The organism is Burkholderia cepacia, assembly GCF_001039005.1.
Classification (GTDB): Bacteria; Pseudomonadota; Gammaproteobacteria; order Burkholderiales; family Burkholderiaceae; genus Burkholderia; species Burkholderia theae.
Window position 1 is genome coordinate 73317 of record NZ_LDWR01000096.1, and the last position, 14074, is coordinate 87390.

At 66.6% G+C, this 14074-nt stretch carries 6 protein-coding genes; 3 read left to right on the forward strand and 3 right to left on the reverse strand.

Annotation, left to right across the window (positions count from 1 at the left end; translation table 11 throughout):
* Window positions 1–15 precede the first annotated feature (15 nt).
* On the reverse strand, window positions 16–1263 hold the full coding sequence (locus tag VL15_RS37315; protein ID WP_048251945.1) for a dienelactone hydrolase family protein: 1248 nt from the start codon (window positions 1261–1263) through the stop codon (window positions 16–18).
* A 352-nt stretch (window positions 1264–1615) separates the two neighbouring features.
* On the opposite strand from VL15_RS37315, the gene VL15_RS37320 reads away from it, so the two are divergent.
* Window positions 1616–2641 (forward strand): AraC family transcriptional regulator, encoded by a 1026-nt coding sequence (locus tag VL15_RS37320; protein ID WP_048251901.1) that lies wholly within the window; start codon window positions 1616–1618, stop codon window positions 2639–2641.
* Between the two features lie 129 nt (window positions 2642–2770).
* On the opposite strand, the gene VL15_RS37325 is transcribed toward VL15_RS37320, so the two are convergent.
* Window positions 2771–3718, reverse strand: coding sequence for a mannuronate-specific alginate lyase (locus VL15_RS37325; RefSeq protein WP_230684613.1), 948 nt, complete (start codon window positions 3716–3718; stop codon window positions 2771–2773).
* Window positions 3719–4221: 503 nt separating this feature from the next.
* Here VL15_RS37325 and VL15_RS37330 point away from each other — a divergent pair.
* Window positions 4222–6414, forward strand: coding sequence for a TonB-dependent siderophore receptor (locus tag VL15_RS37330; RefSeq protein WP_048251904.1), 2193 nt, complete (start codon window positions 4222–4224; stop codon window positions 6412–6414).
* 31 nt (window positions 6415–6445) lie between these two features.
* Here the strand turns inward: VL15_RS37330 and VL15_RS37335 are convergent, their stop codons facing one another.
* The gene (locus tag VL15_RS37335) at window positions 6446–7252 is read right to left on the reverse strand and encodes a response regulator (RefSeq protein WP_048251906.1); all 807 of its coding nucleotides are present in this window, start codon (window positions 7250–7252) and stop codon (window positions 6446–6448) included.
* 1100 nt (window positions 7253–8352) lie between these two features.
* On the opposite strand from VL15_RS37335, the gene VL15_RS37340 reads away from it, so the two are divergent.
* The gene (locus VL15_RS37340; protein ID WP_048251908.1) at window positions 8353–11946 is read left to right on the forward strand and encodes a YadA family autotransporter adhesin; all 3594 of its coding nucleotides are present in this window, start codon (window positions 8353–8355) and stop codon (window positions 11944–11946) included.
* Window positions 11947–14074 lie beyond the last annotated feature (2128 nt).

Genomic DNA, 14074 nt, shown 5'->3' on the forward strand with positions numbered 1-14074 from the left:
GAGGGAAGGGCCGCGTCAACGCGCACCCGGCGCTGGCGCGCTGTCCTGCCAGCGGCGCATCAGGCCGTTCGACGGCACGGTTTCGTCGAGCAGCTTGCGGGCCGTTTCGGCGCCCGCGACCGGCAGGCCGGCCGCGTCGAGCAGGCCGATCTGCACGAGCACGCTCGCCTGATCCCAGTAGATGTGTTCGTGATAGAGCTTGTCGCCACGAAACTTCACGATCGCGACCAGCGGAATCTCGACGCGCTTGCCGGTCGGCGCGACGCCGGGCAGCATCCAGTCGATCTCGGTGGTGTGCGTGAAGCAGAACAGCAGCTCGTCGACGATCTGGCTCGCGCCGACCGTGCGCGAGATCGGCGTGATCGTCGTGTCGGGCGGGTTCGCATGCACGAAGTGATGCGTGTAGAAGCGCTTGAGCTCGTCGTGGCCGACGCCGCCCGTCAGCGTCGGAATATGGTTGACGTACGGCTCGGCGACCATCGTGGCCATCGTCGCGTCGACGTCGCGCGTATCGAATTCGTGCCGGATATGCGCTTCCCACAGCGCGGAGAGGTCGTAATGCGGGCCGAGCGCGGCGCGGAACGCGGCGATCGCGCGCTGATGGGCCATGACCGCAGCGGCCTTGTCGAAATGATCGCCGCCGATGCGGGCGAACGCGTGATCGACGCCCGGATACACGTACACTTCGACGCCTGCGCGCCCGGACAGCGTTTCGGCGATGCGCTGCTGCGCGTCGGGCGGGCAGAAGCGGTCCTGTCCGGCAATCTGCAGCACGAGCCGCCCGCGCAGGTGCGACGCCTCGTCCAGCGCATGCTCGATGCCCACGCCGTAGTAGCTGACCGCCGCGGCCACGCCCGGCAGCCGGCAGGCGGCGAGATACGCGAGCTTGCCGCCGAGGCAGAAGCCGAGCACGCCGGTCGCGCCCGTGCATTCCGGCCGTTGCGTGAGCACGCTCAGCGCCGCGCCGACGTCCTCGACGCCCTTGTTTTCGTCGAACCCCTGGTACAGGGCCATCGCGCGTTCGACATCGGCCGCGGTATGGCCGAGCTCGATGCCCGGGGACTGACGCCAGAACAGGTCGGGCACGAGCACCGTGTAGCCTTCCTCCGCGTAATAATCGGCCACCTCCCGCATGGTCGCGTTCGCGCCGAAGATCTCGTGACAGAGCACGATGCCCGGCCCGGTGCCGCCGGCCGGCGTGCTCAGATAGGCGCGAAACGTCCCGCCGTCCGGCGCCGGAATCTCGATGTGGCGTCCTTTCATGTGTTCCTCCATGCTGTTCGTGTCTGTGACGGGCCCAGTATTGGCGGACGAAATGCGCGCTTCTATCCGCTTTCTTCGGCCGGTATCCGCGAATTCCGGAAACCTGACGAACCGGCCGCCGCGCCCGGGCGGATGCGCGGCTGACTGCGGGTATGTGCGGATGGGGGAGCCCCGCACAGTTTTCTACGATGCGCGAACGGTCCGTTTCTTGCGTCGTTTGCGCGGGACTTGCGTGTTCCGATGGGCGGACTGTCCGGATACGCCGGGTGCTGTCCGGATCGTGCGACGGATTCCCCCATTCGGGGAACGCATGCACGGCGCGAGTGCGATCGAGCATGACGGGAGAACTTCGATGGCGCAATTTTCCGAAACCGGCTGGCTGGACGACGCCGCCTGTTTCAATCACGGCAACCTGCTGCTGCAGTCGAACGACGTCGACGAGGTGCGCGCGCGGGTTGCCGACGTCTTCAAGCCGCACCGGCTCACGCCGACCGGCGAATCGCGTGCGCTGCACAGCAGCATGCATCATGCGCGCTGGGGCAACGTGTCGCTGAACCTGCTCGATTATGGCGGCGGCGTCAGCATCGAGCCCGGGCCGCTCGAACACTTCTTCCTGCTGCAGATCCCGCTGCGCGGCGACGCCGAGATCGAATGCGGCTCGACGCGCTTCGTGTCGTCGCCGGGCACCGCGTCGCTGATCTCGCCGACGCTGCCGCTCAAGATGCGGTGGGGCGATGCGTGCCCGCAAGTGATCGTGCGCATCGAGCGCGAGGTGATGGAGCGGCATGCGCAGCGGCATTTCGGCGACGACCGGCGCGCGCCGGTCGAATTCGAACCGGAATTCAGCCTGGCATCGCCGCAGGGGACGTGTCTGGCCCAGTTGCTGCCGATCCTCGCCGGCGCGATCGCGACGGATGCGCATCCGCTGCGTCATCCGCTCGCGTTCGAGCAGCTCGAATCGACGCTGCTCAACCTGCTGCTGCACGGCCACCCGAACAGCGCGCGCAACGGCACGCGGCACCTGCCGGTGGCGCTCGCGCCGTTCTATGTGCGGCGCGTCGAGGAATACATCCGCGCGCATCTCGACGAGCCGCTGACGATCGAGCGGCTCGCCGAACTCGCCGGCGTCAGCCCGAGCACGCTGTTCGCCGGCTTCCGGAGCCGCCACGGGATCACGCCGATGGGCTTCGTGCGGCAGTTGCGGCTGCAACATGTGCGCGAGGAACTGCTGGCCGAAACGACGCCGGGGCTCGCCTCGGTGACGGATATCGCGCTGAAATGGGGCTTCGCGCACCTCGGGCGGTTCGCGATCGAGTACAAGCGGGCGTTCGGGGAGTCGCCGTCGGCGACGCTGAGGATGCGGCGCGTGCGGGGGTGATGGAGGAAGCGGCGGGGTTGCCGGGCCGGTGCAACGCCGGCGGCACACCGCGCGCCGTGTCCGTGTGGAAACGGATATCGAGTGCGTGGCAGTCACGCACTCGCCGGCAGCGCGAAGCCCGCGTGTCGCCTACGGCAGCGACGCGCCCCAGACCGCCGTCACATTGCCGCCGAGCCGCCATTCGTCGAACGGGCGGCGCGGTGCGATGATCGCCGGCAGGCGCGGGTCGTGAAAGCGCGCGTAGTACGGCTCGACCCAGCTCAATTCGTCGCGGAACGTCCACGGAAACAGATCCTGCTTGATCGGCGTGATGGCCGTGAAACTCGCGGGATTTTCCACCGCGTCGATCACGAGATTCGCGAGGCGGCTGATCGCGCCGTTGTTTTCCCGGTAGAGATCGATATGGCGCCGCTGCACGAGTTCCGCCGCGAACACGAGCGGGAGCAGCGCGAAGGTGTGATAGTGCAGCGCGCGGTTGCCGCGCTTGACTTCCCGCGCGAGCGCGCCGTCGGGGCCGATGTCGCGGATGCCTTCGCGAACCCGCAGCAGCCCCGAGTCGATCAGGCTCGCGTTGTTGGTCACGGTGCCGATGGCGATCAGGTCGAGCCCGGCCCAGTACACGAGGTTGTTGTGCAGATGGTTGATCGCTTCCGAATCGCGGGTGGCGATCGCGATGCGTTCGAGCCATGGATCGATCGCGTCGAAGCGCGCGCGATTCGCGTCGCGCACGTCGCGCGGCATGCGCAGGATCACCATCGCGAAGTCGGTGCCGGCCCATGAGCGCTCGTAATAGCCTTGATAGCCCGAGATCCGGCCCATCAGCGCATCGGCCTGCGCCCAGCTTTCCAGCAGGCTCAATGCGCAGGCCCAGTCGCCTTTGTCCGCCGCCGTGTTGAGCCGCGAAATGAAATCGCGCATCGGCTTCACGGCGCGCGCATAACCGGCGGCGTCGTCATAGTAGCCGGGCGGATCGATCGTCGTCACGGCCGCCGGTATGTCGCAGGCGTGGGCGGATGGCACGGCGCAGAAGACTGCGCCCAGGGCAAGCAATGCGGCGAACAGCGGTCGGGTCGACATGCGGCGCATACGGTCCTCGGTAGTGAGGGGATGACGGTGGTGTCGCAAACGCGTAAGCCGATATTGCGGCGCAAAGGCCGCAACCGGCTCCGCCAATCTGGCAGCGGGTAATGCCGCGACGCCGGACGCGCTCGACTACGCGCGATGCGACGCCGGGACCGCGTGGTGCGCGGCCGCTCCCGGGCCGCACGCAGTCTAGCGTGCCCGTCTTTCATCCGCCTTTCCCGGCGGCAATTGGAATTGGCCCGATCGATGCCGCGCATGCACCGTCTCCAGCGCCCGGGACCCGGGCTTCGCCAGCCCGTGCGCGCCTGCGCACTTTTTTAAAGACCGCGCCACGTTCGCCCGGTATGATCGCTGCGCTCGCGAATGACGCCATCGGCCAGTGCATACCGACTCGCGCGCAACCCACATCACCAGAACGACAACACGGGACGGACGCCGGCGGCGCGTCGCGCCACGATCGGGCCGAATCGGCCACCAGCACGACGGAGCATTGAACGATGTTAACGGGGACGAGGGCGGTGCGACGCGCAATGGCGGTCGCGGCCGGGGGAGCACTGTGCGTGGCGGCAGCAGGCGGCGCGCATGCGCAGGCATCGGGCGCGGCAGCGGCGCCGCAGCCCGACGCGGCGGCGGCCGTGCTGCCGCCGATCGACGTGAAAGGGAAGGCCGACGGATCGTCCGTCGGGCTCGTCGGGCTGCGCACCACGGCGGGCACGAAGACCGACACGCCGGTGGCCGAGATCCCGCAGACGATCAACCTCGTGACCGCGCAACAGATCGAGATGACCGGCGCGGCCGACCTGAACCAGGCGCTGCGCTACGTGCCGGGTTTCGCGACGTTCGGCGCCGACAGCCGGACCGACTGGTATGCGGCGCTGCGCGGCTTCACGCCGACGCTGTACGTCGACGGTGTGGCTGCGCCGAATACGGCCGTGATCGCGAACTGGCGTGTCGACCCCTATACGATCGACTCGATCGCGGTGCTGCGCGGGCCGACGTCGGTGCTGTACGGCGCGGGCGAGCCCGGCGCGATCGTCGACGCGCACACGAAGCTCGCCGACGGCGAGCGCGTGCGCGAGGCCGGCGTGCAGATCGGCAACGATGCGCGCAAGCAGTTCATGCTCGACATCGGCGACACGCTCGACCCGGACGGCCGGTACGCGTATCGCTTCGTCGGCGTGGCCCGCGACGGCAATGCGGTGACCGGCCCGAACGGCGACCGGCGCGTCGCGCTGGCGCCGTCGTTCCGATGGCGGCCGAATGCCGACACGTCGCTGACGTTCTCCGCGACCTTCCTGCAGGACAGCGGCGACATTTCGTCGAACTTCCTGCCCGCATCGGGCACGGTGCTGCCGAACCCGAACGGCCGCCTGTCGCAGGACATCTACATGGGCGATCCCGGGTTCAACGACTACCGGAAGAAGCAATGGTCGCTCGGTTATGCGCTGGAGCACCGCGTGAACGCGATCTGGACGCTGCACCAGGACGTGCGCTGGTCGCGCCTGTCGCTCGACGACGCGACGGTGTTCGGCAACGGCCTGGCGCCCCGCAGCACGACCAACATGATGCGTTTCGCGGGGCTGTTCCAGCTCAACTACAGCCGGCTCGATATCGACAACCACGCGCAGGCGCGCTTCGGCACCGGGCCGCTCGAACACACGCTGCTGTTCGGCCTGCAATTCGACCGGCAGACGACGACCAACAGCGTGTGGCTCGCGCTGGCGCCGTCGCTGAACCTGTACCACCCCGTCTATCGGCCCGTCACGGCGGCGATCTTCTCCGGCCCGACGTCGCTCGGCCACGTCGATCAGTACACGGCGATGAACGGATTCGGTGCGTACGCGCAGGACCAGATCCGCTGGCAGCGCTGGACGCTGACGCTCGGCGGCCGCGAGGACTGGGTGAACGCGCGGTTCGACGACCGGACGGCCGGCACGCAGAAGCAGCAGGACGTCAGTGCGTTCTCCGGGCGCGTCGGGCTCACCTATGAGGGTGACGCCGGGTTGTCGCCGTACGTGAGTTATTCGACGTCGTTCGATCCGGTGATCGGCGTGCGCCTATATGGTGGCGGCTTGCCGAAACCGACGCGCGGCACGCAGATGGAGGCCGGGCTGCGCTGGCAGCCGCCCGGCCGGAACCTGATGCTCAACGCGGCCGTTTATCAGATCAACCAGACCAACGTCGTGACGCCGACGCCGGTGAATCTCGACCCGACCGGCACGTCGTCCGTGCAGACCGGCGAGGTGCGCTCGCGCGGCATCGAGCTGAGCGCGGTCGGCAAGCTGACCCGCGAGCTGTCGATCGTCGCGTCGTATGTCTATCAGGACGTCAAGAACGTGAAGGCGAACGACGCGTCGCTGAACCACTGGCCGGTGGCCGTGCCGCTGCCGCGGCAGATGGCGTCGCTGTGGGCCGACTGGACCTGGCGCACGGGTCCGCTGTCGGGCCTCGGGATCGGCGGCGGCGTGCGCTACCAGAGCGCGTCGGCCGGCGCGCCCGACAATGCGCTGACGGTGCCGAGCACGACGCTGTACGACCTGGCGATGCACTACGAGATGCGGCACTGGCGCCTGGCCCTGAACGTCGCGAACCTGTTCGACCGGCGTTACGTCAGCGGCTGCCAGTCGTATGCCGTGTGCGTGTTCGGCAACGAGCGGACCGTGCTGGCCACCGCGAAATACAACTGGTAATCGCGGTCGTCGCGATCACACCGAACCCGGCCTACGCGTCGCGTTGCGGTTCCCGGGTCGCGGCGCGCCCGCCTGCCTGGCGCTGGCGCCGCCACTCGGTCGGCGTGATGCCGAAACGTTCGCGGAACGCGGTCGCGAAATTCGCCGGCGTGGAAAAACCGATTTCCTTCGCGATGCTGGCAATGCTGAGCGACGTCGAATCCAGCAGATCCTGCGCGATCCGCAGCCGCTCGACCCGCAGATACTCGAACACCGTCTGGCCGAGATTGTCGCGAAACGCGCGCGACAGCCGCTTTTCATGCGTGCCGACCGCGCGCGCCAGCTGCTCCACCGTCGGCGGATCGTTCAGCGTGCGCGACAGGTGGCGGATCGCCGCGCGCACGATGATGTCGTCGTCCTTGCCGGCGGCGAACGGGCTTTCCGCATCGGCGGGCCGGTCGCGTTTCGTCCGCGCGAGCTGCACGCGAATCCGTGCAAGCACTTCCGCCGGCTCGAACGGCTTCACCACATAGTCGACGCCGCCGATTTCGAGCCCCTCGAGACGTTCGTGCAGTTCGCCGGCCACGGTCAGGAAGATGACCGGAATCGCGCTCGTCAGCGGATCGGCGGCGAGCAGCCGGCACGCGGTGAATCCGTCCATGCGCGGCATGCGCACATCCATCAGGATCACGTCGGGCATCAGCGCCTGGGCGCGCTGGCACGCCTGCGACCCGTCGAATGCGATGCTGATGCGGCACCCCGTGCTGCGCAGGATGTCGATCAGCAGATGCAGCTGGTCGGGCTGATCGTCGACGATCAGGATATGGGCGTCACTCAATGCGGAGATCGATGGAGGCATCGTGCACCTGTTCTGGAAATAATGCTGGCTGCGTTCCCGCGGGTGGCCGGCCCGGTTCGGGGAAATCCTGGGAAGCTGCTCCATGACGACGCGCACACGCGTCGCACGCTCGCATCGACAATCGGATTGAGCCGGACTGCGCGACGGGCAACCGGTCGGCGCGTTACCTGGCGTTCGTTGTTCTGATCACTGAGCCGGTAAAGACGCGGAGCGTTGCCGTCGTCGCGCCTGGAATGCACGCGGCTGCCGGTATCGATGCGAGCGGAATTGTAGGAGCATATTTCGATTCCCGCCAGATGGGTCGGCTCTATTCACTTCATTCCGTTTCCACGATTATTCGCCATATGCTGCGGATCGCGCCTGAAGTTTCGGCCGTTGATGTTGGTCAATACCCGTGACTTGCGTGTGTGTTTGGTGCGGAATCGCACGGTAGGGCGGTTTTCCGGCAACGATTTGTTTGGTGGTATTTAATTTGAATCCGCTTCGGCAAAGTATTTATCCGCTTCTAAAAACATTTGGATTAATCGCGGTGGGTGTAAAACGTTTGCGAGATATCTATATTTTACGCAACTCATTGAATATATTGAATTTTACAATCTATAAAGAATGTTGCCTTCAATAATTTTAGATCGTGTCTCATAATTCGTCCGACTTGAACGAGGGGTGACGCAAGAAAACGGAAGGCACGGCGAATCGTGACGGACGTTGTGTGACCCAGGTCCGAAGCATCAATTGATGCTGCCGAGATGAATTAAAAGAAACGGGATGGGTCGCGGTCCGCGCGGCATCGAATCAGGGTTGTTTATAACGGCGGGTTGAATCTCCGGATTCAGTCGGGGGATAGCTCGTCCATAAATAACAATCTGCATTGCTAATTGAGTTGTCGAATTAACGGAACGGACCGTCAAACGAACGGCGTGCCCGGGCCTTCGAACGCCCTGTCGATACGGACGGCCGATACGTGCTGCCTTCGACAAGGTCGAACCGGGTATCGGAATCAGGTTCCGCACGGAAGTCGCAATCGAAATCGAAGTCGAAGCTGTCGATAAAAGTAAGTAGTCCAAATTCAAACCAGACGCTACAAAACGGAGCAGAAGACCATGAAGAGGAAGCAGATTTCGGCGCTCGCCGCCGCCATGTTCACGGGTGCCGGTGTCCTGATCGCGGGAGCCGCGCATGCGGACAATTTCGTCGATCGCGGCAACCCGGACAACGCGTTGAACGGCCAGTGCATCGACGGGACGAACCCGCTCTGTGTCGCAACGAAGAGCGCGAGTTTCGTGGCGGTGAGCACCGCGAACGTGACGCAGGGGACGAATGCCAAGGCCGGCACCAGCGGTATCGCGATCGGCGACCAGTCGAACGCGAGCAGCAACGGCGGCACCAGCAGCGGCGGCGCGATCGCAATCGGTGTCGGTTCGCAGGCGCTGGCGAACTCGTCCACCGCGATCGGCACGGTGGCGGTGGCGCAAGGCAATACGGCGCTGGCGGTCGGCCGTCAGTCCGCCGCGATCGGCGATTTCTCGATGGCGATCGGCAACGTCGCCGATGCGCACGGCACCAGCTCGATCGCGCTCGGCCATTCGGCGCTGGCCAGCGGCGATCGTTCGATCGCGATCGGCGGCGCGAATCCGACGTCGAGCGACGGCGTCTCGAGCGGCGCTGCGTATGACGCGGCGACGCAGACGCGCGCCGGCGGCACGCAATCCGTGGCGATCGGGGCGGGCGCGCAGACGAACGACAACAACCAGGTGGCGATCGGCTCGGGCAGCGTCGGCGCGAACAACGGCGGCACGCCGGTGTTCGGCGGCACGGCCGCACCGGTCGGCGGCGCGGTGTCGTTCGGCGCGCTCGGCAAAGAACGCCAGCTCAAGAACGTCGCGGCCGGCGCGGCCGATACGGACGCCGTCAACGTCCAGCAGCTGAAGAACGTGAACAGCACGCTCAGCACCGGCATCGGCAACGTCGATGCGCGTGTGACGTCGGTCGGCAATTCGCTGTCGACCACGATCTCGAACGTCGACCAGCGCGTGACCAATGTGGGCAACAGCCTCAGCACGAGCATCGTGACGGCCACGCAGAACGTCGTGAAGTACACCGACAACTCGCATGCGGCGATCGCGCTCGACGGCAGCAACGGCACCACGATCGGCGGCGTTGCGGCCGGTGTCGCCGATACCGATGCGGTCAACGTCGGCCAGTTGAAGGGCAGTGTCGCGCCGCTGCAAACGTCGATCTCGACGGCGGCCTCGAACATCACGAACCTGCAGGGCAGCGTTACCGGCATCAACGCGTCGCTGAGCACGGCGGCGTCGAACATCGGCAGCCTGCAGGCGGCCGATACGCGCAACGTGAAGTACGACGGCCCGAGCGGGTTCGACTCGGTGACGTTTGCCGGCCCCAACGGCACCACGCTGCACAATGTCGCGGACGGCAAGGACGTGCACGATGCCGTCAACGTCGGGCAACTGAACGGCGGCCTGGCATCGCTCAGCACGAGCGTGACGAACAACCTCAGCACGACGCTCGGCAACCTGAGCACGTCGATCACCAGCCAGATCGGCGCCGCGACGAAGAACGCCGTGCAGTACGACGACGACGAGCACAGCGGCGTCACGCTCGGCGGCACGGGCGCGCAGGCGCCGGTCGGCCTGCACAACGTTGCGGACGGCGTTGCCGCGGGCGACGCCGTGAACGTGGGCCAGCTCGGCAAGGCGACCAGCACGCTCAATCAGTCGATCACGACGCTCGGCAACCAGGTGACGACGAATACGGGCAACATCGCCGCGCTCCAGCAGGATGCGCTCCAGTGGAACCCGAGCCTCGGCGCCTACGATGCGAGCCACGGTGGCAACGGCCCGCAACTCATCAGCAACGTCGCGGCCGGCAAGAAGGGCACGGATGCCGTCAACGTCGACCAGTTGACCGCGGCGGTTCAGAACGGCACGAGCCAGCTCGATGCGCTGGCCGTGAAGTACGACGATGCGAGCAAGCGGCAGGTTTCGCTCGGCGCGGGCAACGGCGGGAACCCGGTGCGCGTGACCAATGTCGCGGAAGGCAACGTGGCGTCCGGCAGCACGGACGCGGTGAACGGCGCGCAATTGCGCCGTGCGATCGACGGCTCCGCGGCCGCGCTGGGCGGTGGCGCGACGGCGAACCAGGACGGCTCGATCAGCGCACCGTCCTACAAGGTTGGCGGCGGCTCGTTCAACAATGTCGGCGACGCGCTGACGAACCTCGACGGCCGGGTCGGCAGCAACACGACGACGCTCGAGAATCACGAAACGCGCCTCGGCAATGCGGAAACGAACATCGCCGGCAACACCGCCGCGATCGCCGGGCTGCAGCAGGACGCGCTGCAGTTCGACCCGAAACTCGGTGCGTACAGCGCGGCGCGCGGCGGTGCTCCGACGAAGCTGACGAACGTGGCCGACGGCAACGTCGCCGCGGGCAGCACGGACGCCGTGAACGGCGGCCAGTTGTCGGGCGTGAAATCCGATCTGCAGCAGCAGATCACGCAGGTGTCGAACCAGACCGGCGAAGCCGTGAAGAACGTCGTCAAGTACGACGTCGACACGAACGGCAACCGGTTGAATTCGGTGTCGCTCGTCGGCGGCGACGCGAACTCGGCCGTCGTGCTCAAGAACGTCGCCGCGGGCACCAGCGATACCGACGCGGTGAACGTGAAGCAGCTGAAGGGCGTGCAGTCGAACCTCAACCAGCTCGGCGCGCTCGCGGTGCAGTACGACGACAGCTCGAAGAGCACAATCACGCTCGGCGGCGCCGGCGGCACGCGCATCACCAACGTGCAGGCAGGCACGCTCAGCGCGACCAGCACGGACGCGGTGAACGGCTCGCAGCTCTACGCGACCAACCAGCAAGTCTCGAAGAACACGACCGACATCTCGAACCTGCAGGGTAATGTGACCAACATCGCGAACGGCAAGGCCGGCCTCGTGCAGCAGCAGGATCCGAACGGCGCGATCACTGTCGGCAAGGGCACCGGCGGCACCAGCGTGAACTTCTCCGGCACGGCGGGCGACCGCACGCTGACCGGCGTCGCGGCGGGCGTGAACGACAACGATGCGGTCAACGTCGGCCAGTTCAACAACGCGTTGAAGAACGTGGCGGCCAACGACCAGATCCGCGCGGCGGTAACCGACGCGAACACGACGTGGATCGCGCGCGCCGATGCGGGCGCGATCGGGTCGACGGCGACGGCAACCGGCAAGAACGCGGTGGCGGTCGGTCAGGGTTCGGTCGCCGATCGCGACAATTCGTTCTCGGTCGGCGCGAAGGGCAGCGAGCGCCAGATCACGAACGTCGCGGCCGGGACGGCGCCGACCGACGCGGTGAACGTGCAGCAGCTGAACGACAACCTTACGTCCGCTTCGACGCAGGCGAAGAACTACACCGACCAGCGCATCGGGCAGGTGTACAACTCGTTCAACGACCTGAAGAAGGACATGTACGGCGGTGTCGCGTCGGCGATGGCGGTGGCCGGTCTGCCGCAACCGACGGGCGCGGGCCGCTCGATGGTGTCGGCGGCGACCTCGAACTATCACGGCCAGCAGGGCTTTGCGGCAGGGTACTCGTACGTGACGGAGAGCAACCGCTGGGTCGTCAAGGCGTCGGTGACGGGCAACACCCGCTCGGACTTCGGCGCGGTGGTCGGCGCGGGTTATCAGTTCTGATGTAGGTCGCGCTGCGTCGAATGGCCAGGGGTGCCGGGCAAGGATCGTGAAGCCCGGTACCTGCGGAAAATTCGTGGCCCGAGGTCAGTGTGTTGACCTCGGGCCATTGACGTTTGACGGGTTGCGAAGCGCGCTTGCGGTTGGGCCGTACGTGCTTCGACGGCCCCGTCGTCAGACCTGATCCGGCCCGGACGGCTCGGTGTCCCGCGGGGCTCGACGCCGTCGCATGGCGCCGCTCAGTGCGTCGGTCGCCGACGACGCAGCCTGATCGAACGCCGTCACGCCCGCGCCGACGACGGCACCTGGCGCGCGCACGACGGTATCGAATGTCGCCGCAGTTGCATTGGCAACCGGTTTGACCACATGACGCCCGGCGCCCGTTGCGACGGTCGCCGCGCCTTTCCCGAGCGGATCGAGCACGGGGCTCGCCATGTCGATGGCCCGCGCAATACCTTGTCCCGCCGGTTTCAATGCGTTCCGGTAGGCGGCCCCTGAGACCGCTTGCACGCCCTGGCCAAGGGGCTTGAGCGCATGCTCGAACGCGTACTGGGCGGTGCCGGACAGCCCGTTTCCCACCGAAGTCAGGACTGGGCTGACATACGGTATGTCGGCAATCGGCGACAGCGCATTGCCCACGCGAGTCAGGCCCGCGCCGGCGTACCGGATGCCGAGATCGGCGCCCTTGTCGACGATGCCCATGGCCGTGCCGAGCGCCTGCGTGACGGCATGGCCGAGCGACGCATTGCGCTCGCCGTCCGGTCTCGCGATGCGGTCGAGATCGTCGAGGGTGGTCGCTTCGTGATCGGAGATCCGCGCCAGCATCGCACTTTGCTTGCCGGCGTCGGTGGTGATGCGGGCGTTCTCCTTGCCGCCGTCGGCACCGACCCACTTCTCGGCCGCCATCGATGCGGTCATGCTGAGGACCTCGGTCGGCGTCGAATACATCAGCGTGATGAGCTGTTCGAACGAACTGGAAATGACGCCTTGGTGTTCCAGGATCGACAGTAGCAGCCCGATCGTCGCGGCAATTTCGCCGCCCGTGGCCATCGACCGAATCGCGGAGCCGGTGCCGCGCGCGGCCCGGATCGTGTTGAGCGTCGATTCGCTGACGTGCGTGCGTACGTCTGCGACGTCCGGCCGCGGAATCACGCCGGTTTCGATGAGGTTCATCTTCGCGTCGACGAGTTCGTTGTGGTCGCCCATCACTTCGAGCGGGATCATCGCGCCGGACATCCACGTCGCCAGCAGGTTGGTGAACTGCTTCGCCACGAGCAGCGCGGCGGCGGTCTCGGTATGGCCGGCCTGGCGCGCCGCGCTGGCCAGTTCGCGCACGTAGTTGTTCGCGATGGAACCGATCGCGGCGATCGCGCCCGAGTAGGCGGCGTCTTTCAGCGTGTCCCACGCTTCGCCGAAATTCTCCGGCAGGAAGTTGCCGCCCTTCATCACTTCGAGCAGTCGCGAGATGACCATCGAGTCGAACGTTTCGGCAAACAGCGGCGTCAGCGAATCCAGCAACGGACCGAATTTCGCCACGGCGGCTTCGCTCATCGAGCGTTTGACGTTGTCCCAGATGCCGTAGTCGAAGGTGGCGCCGATCGTTCCGGTGCCGGTCAGGCTGGCGCCGACGCCGTACGCGAGCTGCTTCGTGAACTGCTTGTTGTTCGCCAGCGACAGCAGCGACATCGCGCCGAAATCATGCCGGAATTGCGCGATACGCGCGTGCTTCGCCGGGTCGTCGTATTGCCGCTCCAGGATGGACTGCAGGCCTGCGCCGGTTCCGTGGTCCGGCGTCACGTGAATGCGGATGCCGAGATGGCGCAGGAAATCGGACGGATGCTGATCGCTGCCCGGCATGCGCGCCTGCGGCGTGAAGGCGGACGCGCCGCTTGCGATCGCGTCGCGCAGCATATCGGTGGCGAGGAGCACATCGCCGCCCGCCAGCCGCATGAACGAGCTCATCTGCTGCGGCAGGTTCTCGTCCCACTCGATGCGGATCGTCGCGCCCGGCGGAAGATCCAGGTTCCTGACGGTGTCCGGATCGAGTTCCGACAGCAGGTTCAGCACGCCCTGCGCGCCTCGATCCTGCTCGCAGCGCAAGCGCCCGTCCTCGTGCCGGGTCAGCGGGCCG